Raw genomic sequence first — 25783 nt, 5'->3', positions numbered from 1 at the left:
ACACAAATGAAACTATTAAAGCATTTAAAAGACTTAAATGAAGTAAAAATTGAAAAGGATAGAGAGTTTTTCTCAGCTACTCATGAAGAAATAAAAAATGCATGGACTACAGATGTGTATTTTTTAAGAACCCAGGATATTTTGTCATATCTTGGTGTACAAGATAAAATAGTCACAGCGGAGATATTTCCAAGAAAAAAAGGAGTTTTTGCAGGGTTACCAGAAGTAATGAGTTTACTTAAAGACAAAAATGTGGAAGTATGGTCTTTGGAAGAAGGGGACACTTTTGAAGCTAAAGATACAGTAATGAGGATAAAAGGGCCTTATAGTGAGTTTGGAATTTATGAGACGGCAATATTAGGAATTCTTGCAAGTTCTTCCGGTTGGGCAACAGCAGCAAGGGAGCTTAAAGAAGTTGCCAAAGACAAACCAATATTATGTTTTGGTGCAAGGCATGTACATCCAGCTGTGGCACCTGTGATGGAAAGGGCGGCTTTAGTAGGAGGGGCAGATGATGCCAGCTGTATTTTAGGTGCAAAATTAATGGGGAAAGACCCTAGAGGGACAGTGCCTCATGCTGCATTTTTGATTGCAGGAGATACATTAGAAGTGGCAAAAGCTTACAGAGATATAACTCCACCTGATGAGAAGATAACCATTTTAGTTGATACTTTTAAAGACGAAGTGGAAGAGGCGTTGAGGGTTGCTGAATTTTTAGGGGATAGGTTATACGGAATAAGACTTGATACTCCATCAGAAAGAGGAGGAGTTACACCTAGTTTAGTGTATGAACTAAGGCAAAGATTAAATCAAAAAGGATTTACAAATGTAAAAATTATAGTTTCTGGAGGTTTGAATCCGGAAAGAATTGCAGAACTTTCTGAAAGTGGGGCAGATGCTTTTGGAGTAGGAAGTTACATATCTGATGCTCAGCCTATTGACATGACAATGGATATAAAAGAAGTGGAAGGAGTACCTATTGCTAAAAGAGGGAGAATTCCTGGTATTATAGAAAATAAAAAGCTGAAAAAGATAAAATAGTTTTCGGAGATGATAGTTAATGAGAAAATTTATTATATTATCTTTCATTTTGATGTTTATTTTTACAGGATGTAAAACAACTCCACAAAATATGGTAAATTTCCCGCAAACCTCTGAGGATAAAACTGATATTGAAAAAGAAAAGCCTGCAGAGGGTGGCACTTTAAGAATAAATATCACTTCTTTTGATACATTAAATCCTTTTTTAAATGACAATGAACGAGTAAGACAAATGTTGAATTTGTCATTAGAAGGATTAGTTACCTTGGATAAAACTTTAAAGCCTGTTCCTCAATTAGCAGAAAATTGGGAAATAAGTGGACTTAATATAAAATTTTATTTAAAAAAGAATGTTAAATGGCAGGATGGAGTAAGTTTTACGGCTAATGATGTAAAATTTACTTTTGATTCTTTTAAAAGTAATGATGTAAAAAGCCCTTATAAGGACATTCTCATTAACTATCTCTCCTCTTATAAGACAAACGGGGATTATGAATTTGAAGTTATTCTAAATAAACCTGTTGCGAACCCAATAGCTTTGTTTACTTTTCCTATTCTAGCAGAGCATCAATATAAAGGTAAGGAAGATATTTTAAATAAAGATATTGTACCTATCGGTACAGGGCCATATAAGATATCTTCTTACAGCGTTGGCAGAGAAGTTATTTTTGAAAGAAATCCTTATTATAGAGGCGACAAACCTTATATAGATAGTATAGTATTTAAAATTGTGCCTAATGAAAATGCTATGATAACATCTTTTCAAAGCAAAGAAGCAGATTTTACTTTTTTAAATGACATAGACTGGGATAAGTATAAAGAACTTTCAAATGTAAATATTTACAAATATGTTATGCAAGATTATGTATTTATGGCTCCTAATTATCAAAATTCAGCTTTGAAAGATTCAAATGTCAGGAAAGCGATGTGTTATGGAATAGATGTTGACAAAATTTTGAAAGAAGTATATTTTAGTCATGGGTTAAAGTCATGTATTCCGGTCCGTCCTGATTCATGGCTTTATAGCAATAAAATAGTATCTCATAGTTACGATATAAAAGAGGCAAATAAAATATTAGAGGAAAGTGGTTGGAATTTAGTTAAAGGGATAAGGAGCAATGGAACTTATCAGCTCAAATTTGATTTGCTGGTAAATGCAAATAATCCATATTTGATTAAAGTTGCTCAAATTATAAAGAATAATTTAAAAGATGTAGGAATTGAAATAAACATTGTACCAAAAGATTGGGACAATTTACTGAGTTCTGTATATTCAGGTAAATTTGATTTGGCGTTAATGGAGTGGAATTTAAGTTATAATCAAGATATGTTTACAATGTTTATGACAAAAGGCAAAGACAATTTTATGGGTTATAGTAATTCTAAAGTTGATGAAATATATAGTAGAATTTTTTATGATTCAGAAGAAAATTCTTTAAAAACAGATTATCAGGCTTTGGAACAAGTTTTTTTAGAGGAACAACCCATAATTGGCCTTTTCTATATTGAAGGAGCAGTTATGGCATATGACAATGTAAAAGTTGTGGACCCTACTGGTTTTGATGTTTTTTATAATATAGAAAAATGGTATATAAAAAAGTAGTGTAAAATTATCGTAGAATTTAAAGAAAAACAAGCATACCGTAAAAACTTTGATTTAAGATATTTCAAGGGTTCTATTAATTACATCTCTAGTTAGTACAGCATTTGGAAGTACTCTTTTAGACAAAGATAATATCAAAATAATAGAAAAACACAAAGAAATTAGTGATTTAAATCTTTTAACAAAACGTGCTAAAGAGGGAGTTACGGATTTAAAATTAAAGCAACCTGCTGTATGGGTATTTAAAAATTTACAAACAAATGAGGAAAAATATGTGCAATCATTAGATACAACCCAGCTACTATCTGTTTACGAAATAAGCTCAGGAATTGTTAGAGAGTACAAAACAACATTTATACTAGATGTAAACAACGATAATTTAAAACCGGATGCTTCTATAAATCCAAGCGCAGTAGGAAGTGGTAGTAATTACAAAAGTGCTTGGGATCCTAGTCTAAGTGTGAAAGCTTATTCTACAATTTATTGGGAAACATACGATATAAATGGATATGAACACATAACCTTAACTGCCGTATCTGGAGGTTGGATAGTAGAAGATCCCACTGTGTGGTTATCAAGTAGGGAAGTGTATGTATCACAAAATGGAAGATACGAAGGATATCCTAAGCAATTAGTATCATATACAAAATATTTTTATCCAACATCTAACTATTATTACTACAATCTTTCAAGTTACGGATGGCTACCTGTAAGAACAGATATTTCGCATGGATATGGTTCTACTTCATGGGTAACACTTCATCGAGGAACCAGTAGCGAATGGGTATTGATGTTAAATAATGGATATGTAAAAGGATATTAAATAAAAGTGAAATTGTAATTAAAATATTCAAAAAACTAAAAAGAATTGAAATATATTACAATAACATAGAGGCGTTCATTTTTTATTTATGAAAGAAAGGAAGATTGTTAATGAAAAAAGAAAATATAAAGTTTAAGATAGTTTTTATACTGTTAATATATACTTATTTAATTGTAAGTAACCTATTACTTCAAAAGATGATCCGTATTTCGGAAATTACATATAACCGAATAATACTTATATGGAGCAATCTAATTTTTTATTTTGTTTTAGGGATATTATTAACCATTCCCTTTTTTTTGAGTGAAGCTAAGAAAAAAGGTAAATGGGAGATAAATTATAAATATCTATTAACTTTTATTTTACCTTTAGTTATCATAGTTTTTTCCTATTTTTACCCTGTTTCGTTAGATTTTTTCTATCTAGTATATATATCAGAGTATATCATTAATGCACTAGCTGTTGTATCAGGGTATTCGTTAATTTTTATAATTAGTAAGAAAGAATAAGAAATAAATTAGAGGTTAAATCTAAATTTCAGATTGACAAAATTTCTCTCTTTGTCATATTAATTTCTTCCCTTCATATACTGACATTATCGCAGAATACTTTTAATATGACAATATCACAGAATAATAACACTTGATTAAAAATAGGTATTGACACTGACCTAAAAAGATTATATAATTCATAGTGTGACGAAATTAAATAAAGCGTGCGGTGGTGGCGGAACTGGCAGACGCGTACGTTTGAGGGGCGTATGGGGTTTCCCGTGTGGGTTCAAGTCCCACCCTCCGCACCATAAAAGAGAAAGAGGCGTTAAGCCTTTTATTTTTTTGTCACACAAATTATTAATTTTTTATAAAATATATTAAAAAAAGATTAAAAAGTTTAAGAAAATGTAATGTAAACATTGACTTTGACTGTAGGATATGATAAGATAAGACAAAAGGACAAAATATGCAATCTTGCCGAATCCGAAAGGTACGGAGGAACCGCTTTTTGGGGTTAATCTGCAGTGAAGCTGCAGTAGGGATACCTTCTGTCCCGCACCCGACAGCTAACTCCGGAGGCAATAAAGGAAGGAGATTTGCAGTGGATCAGCGAATAGGAAAGATGATTTTTGGAATTTCTGTGTTTGGCGCGACGCTGATTGGTAGTTCTTTTTTGAACCCAGCGTTTGCAGAAGGATTGGGAGTTGGAAAGATTACGGGAAATTATGTAAATGTACGAACGCAGGGCAGTTTATCAGGAAGCATTATTACACGGCTAAATTTAAATGATACTGTGACTGTGTTAGATCAGCAAAATGGATGGTACAAGATTAAGCTTTCAGATGGAAAAGAAGGTTGGGTTTTTGGAGAGTATTTAGCATTAGTTAATGGCCAAAATGCACCGGTAACAGGAGTTGGTACTGTGACCGGTAGTAGAGTGAACGTAAGAAGTGCAGCCAGTTTATCTGCAAGCATAATAACACAACTTGCAAAAAATACTGTAGTAGATGTTTTAGGAAAGCAAAATGATTGGTACAAAGTAAGACTTTCTAACAACAAAGAAGGATGGATTTACAGTCAATATTTAGCAGTAAAAAGTGTAGATACTACTGTATCAAGAGGAAGTGTTAATAGAACACCAATAGCTGTTGGCATAGTAACAGGTAGTGTAGTAAATGTGAGAAGTGCAGGTAATATATCTGCCAATGTGATAGCACAAGTTACAAAAAATACAAAAGTGGATGTATTAGGAAATCAAAATGGATGGTACAATATAAGGCTTTCAGATGGAAGAGAAGGTTGGATATATGGCCAATATTTATCAGTAGGAACACAAACGATTGTATCAAGAGGAGACGTAGATAGAAGTGTGGTAAACAAGCTTATAGAATTTGCTAAATCTCTTTTGGGAACCAAGTATGTGTATGGAGGTTCATCTCCTGCAGGGTTTGATTGTTCCGGTTTTGTTCAATATGTTTTTAAGAATTTTGATATTAATTTACCAAGAACGGCGAAGGACCAATCTACTGTAGGAGAATATGTAAGTTATAGCAACCTTCAACCAGGAGATTTGGTATTTTTTAAAACTTTGGGAAGTAGTGTGATAAATCACTCAGGAATATATATAGGCAATGGTGAGTTTATACACAGCTCTTCAGGGGCTGGAAAAGTGATAATAAGTAATATAACTTCGGGATATTATAAAGACCATTATACTACAGCACGACGCGTTATAAGATAAGCATAAAAAAAGAGTACTCCAAGGAGTGCTCTTTTTTATATTGACTATTTTTATTCCTTGATATATCATATAATACTGTATACGCGATATAGCCTATTTTATGGAAGGAGATACCTTATGAAATTTGTAAGAGAAGATGTAAGAAATATAGCCATTATTGCTCATGTTGATCATGGAAAAACTACTTTGGTTGATGCCATGCTTAAACAAAGCGGTATTTTTAGGTCAAATGAAAAAGTTGAGGAAAGAATCTTGGATTTTAATGATTTGGAAAGAGAAAGAGGCATAACAATTCTTGCTAAAAATACCGCTATACGATATAAAGATGTGAAAATAAATATAGTTGATACACCAGGACATGCAGATTTTAGCGGTGAAGTAGAGCGAGTATTAAAAATGGTAGATGGGGTACTTTTGCTGGTGGATTCTTTTGAAGGACCTATGCCACAGACCCGTTTTGTGTTAAGTAAAGCCTTGGGACTAGATTTAAAACCTATAGTTGTTATAAATAAAATTGATAGACCTGATGCAAGGCCAGAGGAGGTTATTGACGAAGTCTTAGATTTATTTATTGAATTAGGAGCAAATGATGACCAAATCGATTTCCCTGTGGTTTACACTTCTGCAAAAGAAGGTATAGCAAAATTAAGTTTAGATGAAGAATCTCATGATTTGAGACCTCTTTTTGATACGATTTTAGATTATATTCCTGCACCAATAGGAGATATTGAGGAACCATTGCAACTTATAGTGACTACTTTAGATTATGATGATTACATTGGGAGAATTGCCATTGGAAAAGTAGTTAGAGGGAAAATAATTTCAGGGGAAGAAGCGGCCATATGTAAACGAGATGGGTCAATACAAAAAGTTCACATAAATAATCTATATCAGTTTGAAGGACTAAAAAGAGTGCAAGTAGAAGAAGCAAGCTTGGGAGATATTGTGGCAGTTTCTGGCATAAGCGATATTGAGATTGGAGAGACCATTGCAGATAAGGATAATCCTGAAGCGGTAGACTTTGTTCGAATAGAAGAGCCTACAGTTTCTATGACTTTTAGTGTAAATACCAGTCCTTTTGCTGGAACTGAGGGTAAATACGTTACTTCAAGACATTTAAGAGAAAGGCTTTTTAAAGAGTTAGAGACAAACGTCGCGTTACGAGTTGAAGAAACAGATTCTACTGATTCTTTTAAGGTGTCTGGAAGAGGAGAGCTGCATCTTTCTATTTTAATTGAGACTATGAGACGGGAAGGGTATGAATTGCAGGTTTCTAAACCTACAGTGATTTTTAAAGAAATAAATGGAGTAAAAATGGAACCTATTGAACTTTTGACAATAGATATTCCTGAAGAATATATGGGAGTTGTAATGGAAAAATTAGGACCGAGAAAAGCTGAATTGATGGATATGCACACATTAAAGCCAGGAACTATAAGGCTTAAGTTTAAAGTACCTACACGAGGCTTAATAGGGTATCGGTCTGAATTTTTAACAGATACAAAAGGAAATGGCATAATAACTTCTGTCTTTTATGATTATGAACCTTACAAAGGAGACATTCCTTCTCGTACGAGAGGCGCTCTTATAGCTTTTGAGACTGGGGTTGCGACAACTTATGGCCTTTACAATGCTCAAGAGAGAGGGACACTTTTTATAGAGCCAGGTACAAAAGTGTATGAAGGGATGGTTGTGGGAGTTAATTCAAGAAGTGGAGATATTGATGTCAATGTATGTAAGAAAAAACATGTGACAAATTTAAGGTCTGCAACGGCGGATGAAGCTTTGAGGTTATCACCTGTAAAAAAGATGTCTTTAGAAGAAGCATTAGAGTTTATAGATAATGATGAATTAGTGGAAGTTACTCCTCAAAGCATTAGAATACGAAAAAAGATTTTGGATTCTCAACAAAGATATAAAAGTGCAAAATACAACAAATAAGGGAGCCTTTTTGGCTCCTTTATTATTTATTATATAAGTCATTTAAAATTTTGTTTATATAATTTATAGTTTCTTGGTAAGGGGGAATACCTTGATATTTTTCTACTGATTGAGGACCAGCATTATATGCAGCTAATGCTAATCTTATGTCATGGTAAGTGTCTAACAAATTTTTTAGGTATCTTACTCCTCCATCTATATTTTGAGAAGGGTCAAAAGGATTGGATACATTTAATTCCTTTGCAGTTGAAGGCATAAGCTGCATAAGTCCCATCGCTCCTGCAGAAGAAACTGCGAATGGATTAAAATTAGACTCTGCTTTGATGACCGCTCTGATGAGATTTGCATCTACATTATATTTTTGACTGGCCCGTTGTATTAAATCTTCAATTTGTTGTAAATTTGTATTTTTTGATGGCGCATTATTACTCACATTTCCTGAATTGTATTGTTGATTTTCTATAGCATTGTTTAAAACTTCAGCAAAAGGTTTATCAGTGTTAAATATTTTTATATTAGCAGGGAGTCTGCTTTGAATTTCGCGAAATTTATTTTCAATTATTTGATTTACAATATTTGTCAATTCAATCCCTCCTATAATATATAATTCGACAAAATTCTTCTAAAACCTCTTTTAAAAGTGCAAATTAGTAAAAAAGTCCTATTAAAATTTTTAAAGGATTTTTTAAGGAAGTATAGTATAATATAAGTGTAAAGATTTATCGTATAAAGATTTATGGTAAGGGTTGATAAAGAAATGAAAAACGAAAGAATGCTGGAGGTTTTAATTGTTGTATTAATAATTCCTCTAGTTTCTCTTTTAGCAGGTTATTTTATTTCAAAAGATATTGTAGAACCTAACATTTCAAAAACAAATGACAGTGATAATTTTGAAGAGATGGTTGTTAAAGGAATTGACTTGTTTGAAGTTGTTTTAGGTAGCTATTCAGATTTTGAGACTGCAAAGTATCAGGATGATTTAATGAAGATGAAGGGAGTTTATTCTTTTGTTAGTAAAGATTCTGACAAATATTTGTTAATAGGTGGAATATTTTTAGATAGAGAACAAGCTGCTTTATTTTCTTCTTCCTTAAAGTCTCAAGGTATTTCCAGTGAAGTATATGTAAAAAAAGGGCCTTCTATAAAAATTGCATATGACAAGAAATTAACATCAGAAATGGATGTTTTTACAAGCAAATTACAAGATTTTCAACAAATTTTTGATTATATGTCGGCTCTTTCTTATAAAGCTTCTAATGACAAATTAGAAAAACAAGAATTAGAAGAATTAAAGAGAAAAGTGGATAGTTTTAAAAATAGTAAGGAGGATTTTGAAAAAAAAGAAGTGACAATACTAATACAAAAGACGATAGAGATTGTCGATAAAATAACAAATGATATTAAAAAAATTGAAATATCGGCTGCTTTAGAAGATGGAAATACCTTTAGTTTATTGCAAGAAAGTTTATGGCAATCTTGTGAAGAATATAATACTTTTTTAAAAACAATTGTTATGCAAAACCAATAATGGGGTGTTAAGGTATGAAATTAAAAGAGGTAAAAGAAATTTTAAATGCAGAAGTTATGGTGGGAGAAGAAAAATTAGAAGAAGAAGTATTTACTGCTTGTGGTGCAGACTTGATGAGTGATGTTTTGGCATCTCGTGACGAAAAGGCTGTGCTTTTGACAGGGCTTACTAATGTCCAAGTTATAAGGACTGCAGAAGTAGTGGGAGATATTAAATGTATAGTGTTTGTAAGAGGTAAGACTCCGGGAGAGGAAATATTGGAACTTGCTAAAAAAGCAGGACTTGTGATAATGAAGACAAAATATCCTCTTTATATTGCCTGTGGCCTTTTGTATTCTAATGGGCTTACTTGTAGAAGTGGTGAATGAAATGGTACTTTATAGTTTAGATTTTGATGTTAAAGCGAGAGATTTTGATTCTGCAGGAGAGGTTTCCAGCAATTTGAGATCAGTATTAAAACAGCTTTCCTTAAATCCAGATGTTGTAAGGAGAAGTTGCATAGCTTGTTATGAAGCAGAGATGAATATAATAATTCATTCTTATGGAGGTCACATGGAAATAGAAATTTTTGGCGATAAAATACGCATAACTGCAGAAGACACAGGTCCTGGAATAGAAGACATTGAACTTGCCATGAAAGAAGGATATTCTACTGCTCCTGAAGAGATAAGGGAAATGGGATTTGGAGCCGGCATGGGACTTCCTAATATGAAGGAAAATTCTGATTTTATGGATATAAAAAGCAGTAAAAATGGGACAACTGTGGTAATGGAAATTTTATTTAAGTAGGTGATAAAATGTCATATTTTCACTCTGTTACATTAGATAAGGATAGATGTAGAGGGTGTACTAATTGCATAAAAAGATGTCCTACGGAGGCAATAAGGGTAAGAGATGGGAAAGCAATGATTATAAATGAAAGGTGCATAGATTGTGGTGAATGTATACGTGTGTGCCCATATCATGCTAAATTGGCGGTAACTGATAGTTTGGATACGATGAAAAATTTTAAGTACAAGATTGCACTTCCTGCTCCTTCTTTATATGGACAATTTAGGGATTTAACTATTAATCAAATATTGAGTGCATTGCTGGATATAGGCTTTGATGAAGTTTTTGAAGTGGCATATGCTGCTGAAATTGTTTCTAAATTTACGCGGGAAGCATTGGCAAAAGGAAATTTAAAAAAGCCAGTTATATCTTCTGCTTGCCCCGCTGTTGTGCGATTCGTACAAATCAAATTTCCCTCTTTGATTGATAATTTATTGGATATATGTTCTCCTATGGATACTGCGGCAATATTAGCAAAAAAGGAAGCAATTAAAAAGACGGGACTGAAGCAAGAGGAAATAGGAGTTTTTTTCATTTCCCCCTGTGCTGCAAAAGTGACAAGTGTGAAAAATCCTATTGGTATAGAAAAATCCAAAATTGATGGGGTTTTTTCTATGAAAGAAATATATGGCCTAATCATTGAAAAAGCTAAGACTACTGTTGTCAGAGATTTAAGCAAAGCTTCTATGATAGGTGTTGGATGGGCAAACTCTGGTGGAGAAGCTTTTGGCACTTTTACAGAAAATAGTATTTATGTAGACGGGATACACAATGTTGGAGATGTCTTAGAAGAGATTGAATTAGGAAAATTGAACGATTTAGACTTTTTTGAAGGTCTTGCATGTATCGGTGGGTGTATTGGTGGACCTTTAGCTGTTGAAAATAATTTTGTGGCCAAAAATAGAATAAGAAAACTGACAGAAAAACTTCCTAAAAGAGAAGAGCCTTTGTTTGATGAGAAAGAGATTGATTTTGGAGAGGTGAAATGGAAAAAGAAAATAGAAAAAAGTGAAGTTATGAAGTTGGACAAAGACATTTCAAAAGCACTTGAAATGATGAAACAAATAGACACCCAATACAAAGCCTTACCAGGACTTGACTGTGGTTCTTGTGGTTCACCTACTTGTAGGGCATTGGCAGAAGATATAATGAAAGGCTATGCTACTGAGTATGATTGCATTTTTATATTAAAAGACAAAATAAAAAATTTGGCTCAAGAATTAAATGATCTGGCAGGTAAAATTCCTCCAGTTTTAAGTGAGGGAAAGGAGTGAAATGTTATGAGGATAAAAGTAGTGGAGCTTGTTGAGAAAGGATTTAGATTAGTTGCGGGTGACAACGGAATTGACAAAGAAATTGAAGGGGTGTATATATGCGACCTTTTAAGTTGGGTTATGGCCCATGCAAAAGCTAAGAGCGCCTGGATAACAATTCAAACTCATGTAAATATCGTAGCAGTAGCTTTGCTGGCCGAAATAAGTTGCATAATAATTCCTGAAGATGCGAAATTAGATGAAGAAGCTAAGAAAAAGGCTGATGAGGAAGGCATCCCTATATTAAGTTTTACAGGGACTTCTTATGAAGCAGCAATAACTTTGTACGAGATGATGAAATGATGCTTTACTATGATTTGCATATTCATACAGCTTTATCTCCTTGTGCTTCAGATGAAATGACTCCTAACAATATTATCAATATGGCTCTCATAAAAGGACTTGATGTGATAGGTATAACAGACCATAACAGTGCTAGAAATGTGAAAGCTGTGTATAATCTTGGATTAAAAAAAGGCTTAATAGTAGTGCCTGGTATAGAGGTACAGACAAGAGAAGAGGTTCACATACTTTGTTATTTTTATTCAGTAGATGAATGTGTAAAATTTAGTGAAATTATTAACAAGAATTTGATAAAAATTAAAAATCAAAAAACAATCTTTGGGAATCAATTTGTGATGGATGAAGAAGATAATGTTATAGAAGAGATAGATTACTCATTGTTAATTTCATCAAATTTGAGCATTAATGAAATTTTTGAATACATGGAGGGCAAGGGGGTAGCGGTCCCTGCCCATGTGGATCGGCCTGCCTATAGTATTGTATCAAATCTTGGATTTATCCCTAATATTAAAAATTTAACAACAATTGAGATATCAAAAGGTATTGTGACAGAAAATTTTTTACACTCATATCCTGAATATAGAAAATATAAAATTATAAGGTCGTCAGATGCCCATTATTTAGGAGATATTTCTGAAAGAGAGGAATTCTTACTGTGTAAGTCAGAATTAAAAAGTGTTGTAGACTGGCTTTGCGGTTATTGAGTTTTTGTAATTCTACTAAATTAGTTGGGATTATCAGAAAATAAAAATTTTTTTATAAAAGCTTATTAAAAATTTAATAAATATATGATATAATATTGACGAACATTGAATACAAAGTTTACTTAGAGCTTGGAACATGAAATTTTTAATTCACAAGGAGGGAAATAAATGGAGACCTTATGCCGAAAATTCGGTGAAGAGAAAGTAGAGAGGTTTAAAAAGGCTTTGGAGGAATTAAAAAATATCCCTGGCTCTTTGATTGCAATTATGAATGAGGCTCAAGAAATTTTTGGATATCTTCCTATTGAAGTTCAACTTTATATTTCAAAAGAAATGAATGTGCCTTTGACAGAAATATTTGGAATAGCTACTTTTTATTCAAGGTTTACTTTAAAGCCTTCGGGTAAATACAAGATCAATTTGTGTATGGGAACAGCTTGTTATGTAAGAGGAGCTGCAATGGTGCTGGAAAAAATAAAAGAGAAATTGGGAATTCAAGTAGGTGAAACAACTCCAGATGGGAAATTTTCTTTAGAACCTACTAGATGCCTTGGAGCTTGCGGATTGGCTCCTGTTATGATGATAAATGGTGAAGTTTTTGGAAGATTAACTCCTGATGATGTTGATGAAATATTGAGTAAATTTGAGTAAGAGTTTGATTGTTATGAAAGAATTAGCTCTTTATATATTAGATTTGTCACAAAATAGCATAAGAGCGGGAGCAAAAAATATTTATATTGAAATAAATATAGATACTTCAAAAGATATGCTTAAAGTCTCTATAGAAGATGATGGATGTGGAATGAGTGAGGAATTATTAAAAAAAGTCACAGACCCTTTTATAACCACAAGAAAGGAGAGAAAAGTAGGGCTTGGAATTCCGCTCTTTAAGGAGCTTGCCCAGCTGTGTGAAGGAAACTTTGAGATTTTTTCTGTAGAAGGAAAAGGAACAAAAATAATAGGTATTTTTAAGCTTTCAAGTATAGACCTTGTTCCAATAGGAGATATGGCTTCAACAATTGTGTCGCTGATATTATCTGCGCCGGACTTGGATATTGTATACAAATATAGCAAAGATGGCTATGAGTTTTTGCTTGATACTAAAGAACTCAGAAAAGTGCTAAAAGAAGTCAGTTTAAATGATATTAAGGTATTAAATTGGATAAGGGAATATGTGGAAGAGAATATGAAAGGTGATATGGAGGTGTAACAATGAAATCTATAGAGGAATTGGAAAGAATCAGGAAAGAAACTTTAGAGAAAATAAATTTGAGAAAAGACAGGTCAGGTATAAGAATTGCTGTTGGAATGGCTACTTGTGGTATTGCAGCAGGAGCAAGGCCTGTCATGATGGCGATATTAGATGAACTCAGTAAGAGGAATGTGACTGATGTAATTGTCACAGAGACTGGTTGTATAGGTATGTGTAAATTAGAACCTATTGTAGATGTTTATGTTCCAGGACAAGAAAAAGTCACCTACGTAAAGGTTGATGAGAAAAAGGCAAGGCAAATAGTTGTTGAACATGTTATAAATGGCCATCCAATCAGAGAATGGACTATTGAAAATTACGAATAGAGGAGGGGAAATAGCATGCTTTATAGGTCACACGTAATGGTATGCGGTGGTACCGGATGTACATCTTCAGATTCTGATAAAGTAGCAGAGCGTTTTACGGAGGAAATAAAAAAAGCTGGTTTAGATAAGGAAGTATTAGTTGTTAGGACAGGGTGTTTTGGCCTTTGCGAATTAGGACCAGTTGTTGTAGTGTATCCTGAAGGAGTTTTTTATAGCAGAGTTAAACCTGACTATGTTCCTGAAATTGTAGAAGAGCACTTGCTAAAAGGAAGACCTGTTAAGAAATATCTCTATGGGGAAAGCGTGACAGAAAGAGAAATAAAGCCATTGGAAGAAACTCCTTTCTTTAGGAAACAAAAGAGGATTGCCCTTAGAAACTGCGGTATTATCAATCCTGAAGATATAAGAGAAGCAATTGCTTTTGACGGATATAAGGCGTTAGCAAAGGTTCTTACTCAAATGACTCCTAAAGAGGTTATTGACGAGGTAAAGAAATCCGGGCTAAGGGGTAGAGGTGGTGGAGGATTCCCAACAGGTGTAAAATGGGAATTTGCTTACAACCAGAAAGAAACTCCTAAGTATGTAGTCTGCAACGCCGATGAAGGTGACCCTGGTGCTTTTATGGATAGAAGCATATTGGAAGGAGACCCTCACAGTGTTTTAGAGGCAATGGCAATAGCAGGATACGCAATTGGAGCAAACCATGGATATATTTATGTAAGGGCAGAATATCCTTTGGCAGTAAAAAGGCTTAAAATTGCTATTGAACAGGCAAGAGAATATGGTCTTTTAGGGAAAGACATATTTGGGACAGGTTTTGATTTTGACATTGAGATAAGATTAGGAGCAGGTGCTTTTGTCTGTGGAGAAGAGACTGCACTTTTAAATTCAGTAATGGGAAGAAGAGGAGAACCAAGACCAAGACCTCCATTTCCTGCTGTAAAAGGTGTATGGGATAAACCAACAATTATAAATAATGTAGAGACATTTGCTAATATTCCACCAATTATTTTAAATGGTGCTGAGTGGTTTTCAAGCATAGGTACAGAAAAATCAAAAGGGACAAAAGTTTTTGCCTTAACTGGTAAAGTAAACAACACAGGTCTTATTGAAGTTCCAATGGGAACTACTTTAAGAGAAATTATCTACGAAATAGGTGGAGGAATACCTAACGGAAAGAAATTTAAAGCTGCTCAAACTGGAGGACCTTCAGGTGGATGTATTCCTGCAGAGCATTTAGATACACCAATCGATTACGATTCTTTAATAAATGTAGGTTCTATGATGGGGTCAGGTGGACTTGTTGTAATGGACGAAGACACCTGTATGGTCAATGTTGCAAAATTTTTCCTTGAGTTTACAGTTGATGAGTCCTGTGGTAAATGTGCACCTTGTAGGATTGGCACAAGAAGGATGTTGGAAGTTTTAGATAAGATAACTTCTGGTAAAGGTGAGGAAGGAGACATTGAAAGATTAGAAGAACTTGCTAAAACCATTAAGGCTACAGCTTTATGTGGACTTGGACAGACAGCGCCAAATCCGGTTTTATCTACAATTAGATATTTTAGAGATGAATATGAGGCGCATATAAAAGAAAAAAGATGCCCAGCTGGTGTATGCCAAGCCCTCTTAAGATTTTATATTGCCCCAGATAAGTGTAAAGGCTGTGGAATTTGCGCTAAAAATTGCCCTGTCAATGCAATTTCTGGAAAGACAAAAGAGCCTTATGTAATTGACCAAGACAAATGTATCAAGTGCGGCACATGTATTGAAAAATGTCCATTTGGCGCAATATACAAAAAATAATTGAGGAAGGAGTGTAAAAGATGGACAAAGTTCGTGTTATGATAGACAGCATCACTGTAGAAGTTCCCTCCCATTACACGGTATTGGAAGCAGCAAAAGAAGCAGGCATAGATATTCCTACACTGTGTTACCTCAAGGAAATTAATCAAATTGGCGCTTGTCGTATATGTGTAGTTGAAATAGAAGGAGTTAGAAATTTACAAACCTCCTGCACTTATCCGGTATTTGATGGTATGAAAGTGTATACAAATACACCTAAAGTTAGAGAAGCGCGGAAATTAAATCTTGAGCTTATACTTTCAAATCATGATAGAAGCTGTTTGACTTGTATTAGAAATACTAACTGTGAGCTTCAATCATTGTCTAAAAAATTAGGAGTAGATGAAATAAGGTTTGAAGGTGAAAATATAAAGTATTCTATAGATAATGCTTCTCCTTCTATTGTAAGGGACCCAAATAAGTGTGTGCTTTGTAGAAGATGTGTATCAGTATGTTCAGAAGTGCAAAACGTATTTGCTATTGGAATGGTAAATAGAGGATTTAATACAATGGTAGCACCTTCTTTTGGCAGAAGTTTAAAAGATTCTCCTTGTATAAGCTGTGGACAGTGTATTGAGGTATGTCCTGTTGGAGCTATATATGAAAAAGACCACACAAAGAGAGTTTATGAGGCTTTAGCTGATGAGAAAAAATATGTAGTAGCTCAAACAGCTCCAGCTGTAAGAGTAGCATTAGGTGAAGAGTTTGGCATGCCAATAGGAAGTATTGTTACAGGAAAAATGGTAGCAGCTTTGAGAAGAATGGGTTTTGATGCGATATTTGATACGAATTTTGCAGCAGACTTGACTATAATGGAGGAAGGTTCGGAACTTCTTGAAAGGCTTAAAAATGGCGGAAAACTTCCTATGATAACTTCCTGTAGCCCTGGTTGGATAGCTTTCTGTGAAAAATATTATCCAGAATTTATAGATAATCTTTCAACTTGTAAGTCTCCTCACATGATGATGGGGGCATTAGTAAAGAGTTATTATGCAGAAAAGAAAGGGCTTAATCCTGAGGATATATATATAGTATCTATTATGCCATGTACTGCTAAAAAACTAGAGATTGAAAGGCCAGAAATGCAGCATAATGGAATAAAAGATGTAGATGCTGTCCTTACCACAAGAGAATTGGCGAGAATGATAAAAGAAATGGGCATTGACTTTGTAAATCTTCCTGATGAAGAATATGACGAACCTCTTGGAATGTCCACGGGTGCGGCAGTAATATTTGGAGCTACAGGTGGAGTTATGGAGGCAGCTTTAAGGACAGTTGCGGATATTGTAGAAGGGAAAGATTTAGACAAATTTGATTATGAAGAAGTGAGAGGGTTAGAAGGTGTTAGAGAGGCTACTATAAGAATAGATGGTAAGGACATAAAAGTTGCCATAGCAAATGGAACAGGAAATGCGAAAAAACTTCTTGACAAAGTAAAAGCTGGCGAGGTAGAGTATCACTTCATAGAGGTAATGGGCTGCCCAGGAGGATGTATAATGGGAGGCGGTCAGCCGATTCACAATCCAAATGAAATGGAAAAAGTAAAAGAATTAAGAGCGAAGGCTATTTACGAAGCAGATAAAAATTTGCCTATCAGAAAATCTCACAAAAATCCTGCAATACAAAAACTCTATGAAGAATTTTTGGGCAGTCCTTTAAGCGAAAAGTCTCATCACTTGCTCCACACTCATTATTCCAAGAAGGAGTTGTATCCTCTGGTAAAATAAATTTAATTAATAGTAAAGCTTCCAATACCTTATTGGGAGCTTTACCATTTTTTTATTTTAAAGTTAGTTATAGAAATGTATATAATTTGTGATATAATAAAAAAGAATGGTAGTTTATAAGGTCACTACAACTTAAGGAGTGAAAGAAATTGAGAAGAGGTAAAAGTCCTTGGACATTGGTATTTTTAATTGTCGTAGGACTAATTTTAGGAGGTTTTTTAGGGGACCTATTGGCGCATTTTTTTAAAGAATTAGCTTATCAGCAAATAATAGGTATGAACAATCCTCTTACTTTGGATCTGAATTTTATTAAATTTTCCTTTCTGTTATCTGTTAAGATAAACATAGGGACTGTAGTAGGATTAATTCTTGCAATATACGCTTATTACAAAATGTAGGTGATAAAATGAAAATTGTCCTCGCTTCTAAATCGCCAAGAAGAAGAGAGTTACTTTCAAATTTAGGACTTGACTTTGAAGTGATCGAAAGTAATGTGGAGGAGTTTTCAAGTGAAAAGCATCCTTCAAGATATGTTATGGATTTATCTTTTAATAAAGCCATGTCAGTTGCTAAAAAATTAAAGGAAGAAGCTATAGTGATAGGTGCTGATACTATTGTGGTAATTGAAGATAAAGTTTTAGGGAAACCAAAGGATAGAGATGAAGCCTTTATCATGCTTAAAAACTTACAAGGAAGAGTCCATACAGTATATACAGGAATTACTATCGTCAGGACTAAAGATTTTAAATGTGTAAGCGACTTTGAAGAGACAAAAGTTTGGATTAAAAAATTAGAAGATAAAGAAATTTTTAATTATATCGATACTGGCGAAGGTTATGATAAAGCTGGAGCATATGCTATACAAGGATTTGGTGCTCTTATTGTTGAAAAGATTGAAGGAGATTATTTTAATGTGGTAGGTCTTCCGATTTCAAAGCTTTTTGATATTTTAAAAAGAGAGTTTGATGTGAGGTTACTTTGAAAGGGTGAAAGGATTGGGCAAGGATGCAAAAATCATGATAAAAGACTTGCCTTATGAGGAAAGACCCAGAGAAAGACTTATAAAACATGGAGCTCAAGTATTGTCAAATGCCGAGTTGATAGCTATAATAATAGGGACAGGAAGTAAAAGAGAAAGTGCCATTAGTTTAGCACAAAGGCTTATAATGGAAGATAGAGGGCTTAAATTCATTGTAGATTCAAGTGTAGAAAAACTTGCCAGCATAAAAGGAATTGGTATAGCTAAGGCAGTAAAGCTAAAAGCTGCAGTAGAATTAGGACGTCGAATGATGTTATCTACGGGAAGTGATAGTTTTACAATAACATCGCCAGAAGATGTCATAAATTTGATGATGGATGAAATGAGGTATTTGACGAAAGAGCATTTTAAAGTGATAATGCTCAATGTAAAGAATAAAGTTATTGCGATAGAGACTATTTCTATAGGAAGTCTAAATACTTCCATTGTGCATCCAAGAGAAGTATTTAAGGCTGCAATTGAAAGGTCATCTTCCTCTATAATTTTGGTTCACAATCACCCCAGTGGAGACCCTACTCCTAGCAGAGAAGACATAGAAGTGACAAAAAGGTTGGTAGAAGGAGGAAATATACTGGGTATAAAAGTTTTAGATCATGTTATAATTGGAGATGGGAGAGGTATAAGTCTTAAAGAAAAAGGGTATTATGAGTTTGAATAAAATAGGAAGGAGTATACGCAAATGAGAGGATTTTCCAGAGATATTGGGATTGATTTAGGTACTGCTACAACTTTGGTATATGTACAAGGTAAAGGAATTGTTTTAAGAGAGCCATCCGTTGTGGCGATGAGGACAGATTCCAAGGCAATTCTTGCAGTTGGAGAAGAAGCAAAAAAAATGGTAGGTAGAACTCCTGGAAATATAATCGCTATAAGGCCTATGAGAGATGGTGTAATAGCCGATTTTGATATAACTAAGGCTATGTTGGATCACTTTATAAGTAAAGTTAATCCAAGAAAGGGATTATTTAGGCCTAGAGTTATAGTTGGTATACCTTCAGGGGTTACGGAAGTAGAGAAAAGAGCAGTTATTGAAGCAGCTTTACAAGCAGGGGCGAAAGAAGCTCATACAGTAGAAGAGCCTATGGCTGCAGCAATTGGTGCAGGTCTTCCTGTTGAAGAACCAACTGGAAGCATGGTTGTAGACATAGGGGGTGGTACCACAGATGTGGCTGTAATTTCTCTTGGAGGAATTGTTACCAGCAAGTCTTTGAGAGTTGGCGGAGATGAAATGGATGAAGCTATAATCAATTATATAAAGAGAGAATATAACCTCATGATAGGAGAAAGGACTGCAGAAGAGATAAAGATACAAATTGGTTCAGCTTTTCCAAAGCCAAAAGAGGAAACTATGGACATAAGAGGAAGAGATTTAGTGTCTGGTCTTCCTAAAACTTTAAAGATTACTTCAACTGAAATTTTGGAAGCTTTAAAAGATCCAATATCCAGCATAATTGAAGCTATAAAGATGACTCTTGAAAAGACTCCACCAGAGCTTGCAGCAGATATCATGGACAGAGGAATTATGTTAACAGGCGGTGGTGCTCTTTTGAGCGGCATAGACAAGCTCATAAGAGAGGAAACAGGAATGCCTGTACAAATAGCTGATCAGCCAACAGATTGTGTGGCACTTGGAGCAGGGAAAATTTTAGAGGAAAGTTCCCTCTTTAGGAGAGTTTTAAGTCCGGCAACTAGAGTTTGAGAGGTGTTATTGGCGTGCCACGCTTTTTTAGAAATAATAAGCAATTTATTTTGTTTTTTTTGATAGCCGTGGCGCTTATTGCCGCCATGGCTTATACTTATGGTACAGAAAGGTATGTTACTAAAGTAGAATCTATAGTTGGAACTGTTTTTACTCCCATTCAAAAAGTTTTCTATCAAATGGGAGAGGAAATTTCTGATTTCTTTTCTTCAATTAGTGAGATAGGTACTTTAAGGGCAACAAATGAAAAACTTCAAAAAGAAGTAGAAAAATTGAGAAAAGAAAATATTCAGTTACAGGAATTAATGAACGAAAATAAAAGGCTTAAAGAGGCTTTAAATTTTAAAACAGAAAATGTTGAACTAGATTTAAAACTTGCTACTATAACAGGAAAGAATTCAGGTAATTGGTTTAATATTTTTACTATTGATAAAGGCAAAAATGAGGGTATAAAACCTGGCATGGCAGTTTTAGATGAAAAAGGAAATATGGTAGGACAGATTACAGAAGTAGGAGACAATTGGGCAAAGGTATTAGCCATTATAGATAGAGATAGTTCTGTAAGTGCTGTAGCTGTGCGAACTCGTGATAATGGTGTGGTAAGAGGAGATTCAAACGGTGGACTTATCATGATATATCTTCCCTTAGATGCCGAATTGATAGAAGGTGACGTAGTAACTACTTCTGGTATGAGTAGATTCCCAAAAGGTTTGATAATAGGAAAAGTATCAAAAGTTACTCGAGATCCAGGTTCTTTGCTAAAACAAGCCGTCATAGAACCAGCTGCTGATTTTGAAAGATTGGAGTATGTGTTTGTAGTTACTAATACAACAAATACAGGGAAGTAGATTATTATGAGAAAAGTGTATAAATATTTATTGATTGTTTTGTTAATTGTTTTACAAGCAACTTTATTCAGATTTATAGATATTTTCGGTGTCAAACCAGATGCAGTTTTTATTGTAGTGCTAAGTTTTTCACTTTTAAACGGTTCTTGGGAAGCAATTTATTTAAGTCTTTTTGGTGGGCTTATTCAAGATATTCTTTTTAATAATGCTTTAGGGGTTACTACTTTTTCCTTGCTTATTGTCAGCTACATTACAGGACTTTTAAGCAAAAGTGTTTTTAAAGAAAGTTCTTTTGTGGCTTTTGTGTTTGTCTTTTTAGGAACCCTTCTTTATAACCTTGTAACGATGTTTTCAATGGTTTTGATGAAGTATGAGTTTAATTTCTTATTAGATTTTATGAATATTGCGATGATACAGGCGGTTTATAATTCTGTAATTACTGCTTTTGCCTATAGATATTTAGTTTCCTTTAACAGATATGTTAATGAAAATAAAGTAAATCTTTTTAGAAAAAGCAAATTTTGAAGGTGATATCATTGAATGAGAGCCTTAAAAAAAAGTTTTATACTTTTGGAGCCATTATCCTTGTTCTTCTTGTCGTTTTAGTTTCCCGCTTAATCTATTTACAGCTGATAAAGGGCGACTATTATAGAGAAATATCAATGCGCCAAGCAATTAGACGTATACCTATTGAGGCTCCTCGTGGAGAAATTGTTGATAGGTATGGAGTAAAATTAGCCACAAATAGACCAAGCTTTTCTGTAGATATTATAAAAGGAGAAGTGGTTGATAGTCATCTTAACGAGACTATATTAAAATTAATGAATATTTTGACGAAAAATAATGTAAAATATAAAGACGATTTGCCTATCTATTTAGATGAAAATGGAAATCCTTATTTCAATTTTAAAAATTCAGATGAAGTATCAGTAAAAGAAGAAACTTTAAAAGCTCGAGAAAAAGCCTGGAAAAAAGCTAATAACATACATGAAAATGCTACTGCTAAAGAGGCATGGGATATTTTAATAAAAAAATTTAAAATACCTAAGGATATGGATCCAATAGAAGCAAGAAAAATAATGGTTGTACGTCAATTAATGGAAGAACAAGGATATAATCAATATCAGCCAGTAGAAATAGCTGTGGATGTCGATCAAAAAACAGTTGCCGAGATTGAGGAAAAACATTTAGAATTGCCAGGAATTATGATAAATGTAAAACCTGTTAGATATTATCCTTATGAAACACTATTATCCCAAACTTTAGGATATATTGGTCGAATTACTCAAGAAGATTTAAAAAACTTGGATATGAGTAAATACAAGCTTACAGATTTGGTTGGGCATTCTGGACTTGAAGCATTGTATGAAAAGTATTTAAGAGGAAAAGATGGTGGACAACAAGTAGTAGTAGATAATTATGGAAGATTAATAAAGAATTTAGGGACAGAACCTCCTGTACCAGGTGATACTATATTTTTAACCATTGACAAAAATATTCAAGAGGCGGCAGAACAATCTCTTATCACAACTATGCAAAATATAAGAGAGGGGAAATATGGCGAGTCTTTTCCTGCTAATATTGGAGCAGCAGTGGTTGTAGATGTAAACACAGGAAAAGTTTTAGCATTAGCCAGTATCCCTGGTTATGATCCAAACATTTTTGCTACTGGCAATCCCCCTAAAGATGTAGTAAATGAACTTTTTAAATCAAGAGATGCTACAGCTGATCCAAGTCCTATTTTCAATTATGCAACTCAAGGAGCAGTACCTCCAGGATCTACCTTCAAGATGGCTGTTGCATTCGCAGCTTTAGACACTGGTGTTACAACAGTTGATGAAAAATATTTAGACCCAGGAATATATCCTTATACAGGACAGCGTAACTGGCTATGGCCACGGACACAAGGTTGGGTGAATGTTTCTGATGCAATTAAATATTCTACTGATACCTATTTTTATGAAATGGGAAGAAGAATGGGAATAGATAAAATAGTCGAATATGCCAAGAAATTTGGTTTAGACCAAAAAACAGGAATAGAGCTGTATGAAGCAAAAGGTGTTATTGCAAGTCCACAATATAAAAGAGAATATTATCTTGGGTTGATAAAATCAATGGTGAAAACAGATACAAATCCAGATGGAGTTATAACGGAAGAACAGTATCAAAAAATTGTAGAAATCATTGATAAAGGGAATTTGAGTGACTATAATACCTTTTTACAATTAGAAAAGATGGGTATAAAAGATACAAAGCTTCAAAGAAAGTTATGGGAAATGATGTATTATGCAAAACATTGGAGCTTGACAGATACTTGTAGTGCGGCAATAGGACAAGGAGATAATCAGTTTACTCCTTTAGAAATTGCTAGTTATGTGTCTACATTAATAAATGGAGGAATTAGATATAAACTTCATTTAGTTGATAAAATTGTGTCCCCAGATGGAAAAATTGTTGAGGAAACAAAGCCAGAAGTTTTAGATAGAATTCATATTCCCAAGAAATACCTCGATGCTATAAAGTTAGGTATGAAAGGAGTAACTGAAAGAGGAGGTACTGCAAGCGGTGCTTTTCGCAATTTTCCTATTCCTGTAGGGGGCAAGACAGGTACTGCAGAAGTAGTTGGAAGGGCTAATTATGCTTGGTTTGTTGGCTTTGCTCCTTATGATGATCCTCAAATAGTTGTAGTTGCGGTTATATACCAAGGAGGACATGGTTCTTACGCAGGTTATGTAGCGAGAGATATTTTTGATGCTTATTTTGGATTGAGTAAGAATAATACAGGTGAAACCTTCAATGTGATAAATTTGCCTATAAGATGATTTGTGGGTGAGGATATTTTATCCTCTTTTTTTCTTTAACAAGAAGGAAAATTACGATTTGTGGAGAATATAGATAATAACGAGTGTTTTACGGAGGTAGATTATGATAAAAGAAGCAATAAAAATTCAAGGGACAAAAGAAGGGCTGGTAATTGTATTAGAAGAGGATGTAGATATTGAAACACTAAAAGAGAAAATAGTGAATAGAATTGAGAAATCTCTTAAATTTTTTGAGGGTGCAACTCTTACTGTGAGAGTAAAAAGTTTAAACGTCAAAGAAGAGAAATTACAAGAATTAAAAGACTTTATTTTTGATAAATACGGCATTGAGGTGCGGGTAAAAAATTTTCAAGAAAAACATATAAAAAATGTGACAGATGACGAAATATTTAATGGGTTAGAAGAGGGGATAACAAAATTTCATAAAGGTACTGTTAGGTCAGGACAGGTTGTGAAATACCATGGTAATCTTGTAATAATTGGGGATGTGAATCCTGGAGGATTAGTACAAGCTGCCGGTAATATAGTTGTTATGGGGACGTTGAGGGGAATAGCTCATGCGGGATTTACTGGCAATAAGGAGGCTGTAATTGTAGCTTCTTCCTTAAGAGCAATGCAGCTTAGAATAGCTAATGTTATCTCCAGGGCTCCAGATAAAGATGATGCCAGTGATTATCCCGAAATTGCAGTTGTTAAAAAAGGTAAAATTATTGTAAAACCTCTTTACCATCTCAATGATTTATGGTAAAATATTCTAAAAAATAATATTAATGGAATGGAGTGGTACGATGAGCGAAGCAATAGTTATAACTTCTGGAAAAGGTGGAGTTGGGAAAACTACTTCTACTGCAAATATTGGTACATACCTTGCTATGAAAGGTTATAAAGTTGCTTTAGTCGATACTGATATAGGTTTAAGAAATCTTGATGTAGTGATGGGATTGGAAAATAGAATTGTGTATGATATTGTTGATGTAGTAGAGGGGCAGTGCAGATTAAAGCAAGCTTTGATAAAGGACAAAAGGTTTGATGGGCTATATCTTTTACCTGCCGCTCAAACAAGAGATAAATCTGCTGTTACTCCAGAGCAAATGCAAAAATTAATAGGAGATTTGAAAGAGGAATTTGACTATATATTAGTAGATTGTCCTGCAGGTATTGAACAAGGATTTAGAAATGCAATTGCAGGTGCTGATAGAGCAATTGTCATAACTACTCCAGAAGTTTCAGCGGTTAGAGATGCTGATAGGATTATAGGACTTTTAGAGGCTGCGGAACTTCACAATCCTAAGTTAGTTATAAACAGGATTAAGATGGATATGGTCAAAAGAGGAGATATGATGGATATTGAAGATATTATAGATATTTTAGCTATTGACCTTTTAGGTGTCATTCCTGATGATGAAAATATAATTATTTCTTCCAATAAAGGTGAACCGATTGTTATGGATGAGAGGTCATTAGCAGGACAAGCCTATAGAAATTTGGTGGAAAGACTTTTAGGGAATAATGTGCCTTTAATTAACCTTGATATAGGAAATGGATTTATGGATAGACTCAAAAAGCTTTTTAAGCTGGCTTAGCGCTTTTAGGAGGTGTGATTTGTGGATTTATTTAAATCTTTTGGAGGAAAAAACAACAGTAAAGATATAGCAAAAGAAAGGTTACAACTTTTATTGGTCCATGATAGGGCGGACGTTTCTCCTAAATTTTTGGAAATGATAAAAGAAGACATATTAAACGTTATTTCTAATTACGTGGATATTGATGAAGCAGGACTAAATGTAGAAATTACAAAAGAAAAAAGAAGTGATAATACCTATATACCTGCTCTTCATGCGAATATTCCTATAAAGAAAATGAAACAAGTGATAAGATAACTGGCCGTGGGCCAGTTTGCCAG

Annotated in this window: 27 protein-coding genes, 1 tRNA gene and 1 riboswitch; of the genes, 27 read left to right on the top strand and 1 reads right to left on the bottom strand. The window is 34.0% G+C overall.

What is annotated here, in order from left to right:
• The first annotated feature begins 6 nt into the window (after window positions 1-6).
• The 6 genes from M663_RS0102890 (at window position 7) to typA (ending at window position 7643) form a co-directional block, all read left to right on the top strand.
• A complete protein-coding gene (locus M663_RS0102890) occupies window positions 7-1041 on the top strand; it encodes a nicotinate phosphoribosyltransferase (RefSeq protein ID WP_029687861.1) in 1035 nt (344 codons plus the stop codon).
• 19 nt (window positions 1042-1060) lie between these two features.
• On the top strand, window positions 1061-2644 hold the full coding sequence (locus M663_RS0102885; protein ID WP_029687860.1) for a peptide ABC transporter substrate-binding protein: 1584 nt from the start codon (window positions 1061-1063) through the stop codon (window positions 2642-2644).
• A gap of 274 nt (window positions 2645-2918) precedes the next feature.
• Entirely contained in the window at window positions 2919-3467 is a 549-nt protein-coding gene (locus M663_RS0102880) for a hypothetical protein (protein ID WP_029687859.1), read from the top strand.
• Between the two features lie 717 nt (window positions 3468-4184).
• Window positions 4185-4269, top strand: a tRNA-Leu gene (locus M663_RS0102870).
• Between the two features lie 157 nt (window positions 4270-4426).
• Window positions 4427-4557: riboswitch (cyclic di-AMP (ydaO/yuaA leader) on the top strand.
• Between the two features lie 5 nt (window positions 4558-4562).
• Window positions 4563-5702 carry a C40 family peptidase gene (locus M663_RS14485; protein WP_009052630.1) on the top strand — a complete coding sequence of 380 codons (1140 nt, stop codon included), beginning with the start codon at window positions 4563-4565 and terminating at the stop codon, window positions 5700-5702.
• 117 nt (window positions 5703-5819) lie between these two features.
• Entirely contained in the window at window positions 5820-7643 is a 1824-nt protein-coding gene (gene typA / locus M663_RS0102860; protein WP_029687857.1) for a translational GTPase TypA, read from the top strand.
• Window positions 7644-7665: 22 nt separating this feature from the next.
• On the opposite strand, the gene M663_RS0102855 is transcribed toward typA, so the two are convergent.
• Window positions 7666-8226 carry a lytic transglycosylase domain-containing protein gene (locus M663_RS0102855; protein ID WP_004401676.1) on the bottom strand — a complete coding sequence of 187 codons (561 nt, stop codon included), beginning with the start codon at window positions 8224-8226 and terminating at the stop codon, window positions 7666-7668.
• A gap of 153 nt (window positions 8227-8379) precedes the next feature.
• Between M663_RS0102855 and M663_RS0102850 the strand changes: the two genes are divergently transcribed.
• The 21 genes from M663_RS0102850 (at window position 8380) to minE (ending at window position 25760) form a co-directional block, all read left to right on the top strand.
• Window positions 8380-9171 carry an SPOR domain-containing protein gene (locus tag M663_RS0102850; protein WP_012269446.1) on the top strand — a complete coding sequence of 264 codons (792 nt, stop codon included), beginning with the start codon at window positions 8380-8382 and terminating at the stop codon, window positions 9169-9171.
• A gap of 14 nt (window positions 9172-9185) precedes the next feature.
• On the top strand, window positions 9186-9539 hold the full coding sequence (locus tag M663_RS0102845; RefSeq protein ID WP_012269445.1) for a DRTGG domain-containing protein: 354 nt from the start codon (window positions 9186-9188) through the stop codon (window positions 9537-9539).
• Window positions 9511-9960, top strand: coding sequence for an ATP-binding protein (locus M663_RS0102840; protein WP_029687856.1), 450 nt, complete (start codon window positions 9511-9513; stop codon window positions 9958-9960). The genes M663_RS0102845 and M663_RS0102840 overlap by 29 nt, the downstream gene beginning before the upstream one ends.
• An 8-nt stretch (window positions 9961-9968) precedes the next feature.
• Entirely contained in the window at window positions 9969-11276 is a 1308-nt protein-coding gene (locus M663_RS0102835; protein ID WP_003866937.1) for a [Fe-Fe] hydrogenase large subunit C-terminal domain-containing protein, read from the top strand.
• 6 nt (window positions 11277-11282) lie between these two features.
• Entirely contained in the window at window positions 11283-11618 is a 336-nt protein-coding gene (locus M663_RS0102830; RefSeq protein WP_003866936.1) for a DRTGG domain-containing protein, read from the top strand.
• The gene (locus M663_RS0102825) at window positions 11615-12322 is read left to right on the top strand and encodes a PHP domain-containing protein (protein WP_009052627.1); all 708 of its coding nucleotides are present in this window, start codon (window positions 11615-11617) and stop codon (window positions 12320-12322) included. Before M663_RS0102830 ends, M663_RS0102825 begins: the two co-directional genes overlap by 4 nt.
• 168 nt (window positions 12323-12490) lie before the next feature.
• Window positions 12491-12973 carry an NAD(P)H-dependent oxidoreductase subunit E gene (locus M663_RS0102820; protein ID WP_003866934.1) on the top strand — a complete coding sequence of 161 codons (483 nt, stop codon included), beginning with the start codon at window positions 12491-12493 and terminating at the stop codon, window positions 12971-12973.
• A gap of 13 nt (window positions 12974-12986) precedes the next feature.
• Complete coding sequence (locus tag M663_RS0102815) at window positions 12987-13532, top strand: ATP-binding protein (protein ID WP_003866933.1); 546 nt, start codon at window positions 12987-12989, stop codon at window positions 13530-13532.
• Window positions 13533-13534: 2 nt separating this feature from the next.
• Complete coding sequence (locus M663_RS0102810) at window positions 13535-13900, top strand: (2Fe-2S) ferredoxin domain-containing protein (protein ID WP_003866932.1); 366 nt, start codon at window positions 13535-13537, stop codon at window positions 13898-13900.
• 15 nt (window positions 13901-13915) lie between these two features.
• Window positions 13916-15706, top strand: a complete 1791-nt coding sequence (gene nuoF, locus M663_RS0102805) for an NADH-quinone oxidoreductase subunit NuoF (protein ID WP_003866931.1) — start codon at window positions 13916-13918, stop codon at window positions 15704-15706.
• 20 nt (window positions 15707-15726) lie between these two features.
• Window positions 15727-17472: an NADH-dependent [FeFe] hydrogenase, group A6 gene (locus tag M663_RS0102800; protein ID WP_009052626.1), complete on the top strand. Its 1746-nt coding sequence runs from the start codon at window positions 15727-15729 to the stop codon at window positions 17470-17472.
• A gap of 149 nt (window positions 17473-17621) precedes the next feature.
• Window positions 17622-17870 (top strand): DUF4321 domain-containing protein, encoded by a 249-nt coding sequence (locus M663_RS0102795; RefSeq protein ID WP_004401665.1) that lies wholly within the window; start codon window positions 17622-17624, stop codon window positions 17868-17870.
• A gap of 8 nt (window positions 17871-17878) precedes the next feature.
• Window positions 17879-18454: a Maf family protein gene (locus M663_RS0102790; RefSeq protein WP_029687855.1), complete on the top strand. Its 576-nt coding sequence runs from the start codon at window positions 17879-17881 to the stop codon at window positions 18452-18454.
• Window positions 18455-18488: 34 nt separating this feature from the next.
• On the top strand, window positions 18489-19169 hold the full coding sequence (radC, locus tag M663_RS0102785) for a DNA repair protein RadC (protein ID WP_029687854.1): 681 nt from the start codon (window positions 18489-18491) through the stop codon (window positions 19167-19169).
• 21 nt (window positions 19170-19190) lie between these two features.
• Window positions 19191-20210 (top strand): rod shape-determining protein, encoded by a 1020-nt coding sequence (locus tag M663_RS0102780; RefSeq protein ID WP_009052624.1) that lies wholly within the window; start codon window positions 19191-19193, stop codon window positions 20208-20210.
• A gap of 14 nt (window positions 20211-20224) precedes the next feature.
• Window positions 20225-21058, top strand: a complete 834-nt coding sequence (gene mreC, locus M663_RS0102775) for a rod shape-determining protein MreC (RefSeq protein ID WP_029687853.1) — start codon at window positions 20225-20227, stop codon at window positions 21056-21058.
• A gap of 6 nt (window positions 21059-21064) precedes the next feature.
• Entirely contained in the window at window positions 21065-21583 is a 519-nt protein-coding gene (gene mreD / locus M663_RS0102770; protein ID WP_003866925.1) for a rod shape-determining protein MreD, read from the top strand.
• On the top strand, window positions 21580-23880 hold the full coding sequence (locus tag M663_RS0102765) for a penicillin-binding protein 2 (RefSeq protein ID WP_029687852.1): 2301 nt from the start codon (window positions 21580-21582) through the stop codon (window positions 23878-23880). Before mreD ends, M663_RS0102765 begins: the two co-directional genes overlap by 4 nt.
• 103 nt (window positions 23881-23983) lie before the next feature.
• Window positions 23984-24628 (top strand): septum site-determining protein MinC, encoded by a 645-nt coding sequence (gene minC / locus M663_RS0102760; protein WP_014062659.1) that lies wholly within the window; start codon window positions 23984-23986, stop codon window positions 24626-24628.
• A 40-nt stretch (window positions 24629-24668) separates the two neighbouring features.
• Entirely contained in the window at window positions 24669-25463 is a 795-nt protein-coding gene (minD, locus tag M663_RS0102755) for a septum site-determining protein MinD (protein WP_003870970.1), read from the top strand.
• A gap of 21 nt (window positions 25464-25484) precedes the next feature.
• Complete coding sequence (gene minE / locus M663_RS0102750) at window positions 25485-25760, top strand: cell division topological specificity factor MinE (RefSeq protein WP_029687851.1); 276 nt, start codon at window positions 25485-25487, stop codon at window positions 25758-25760.
• Window positions 25761-25783 lie beyond the last annotated feature (23 nt).

The organism is Thermoanaerobacter sp. A7A, from assembly GCF_000445185.1.
Lineage (GTDB): Bacteria > Bacillota > Thermoanaerobacteria > Thermoanaerobacterales > Thermoanaerobacteraceae > Thermoanaerobacter.
This window is presented reverse-complemented; position numbering and strand designations above follow the sequence as displayed.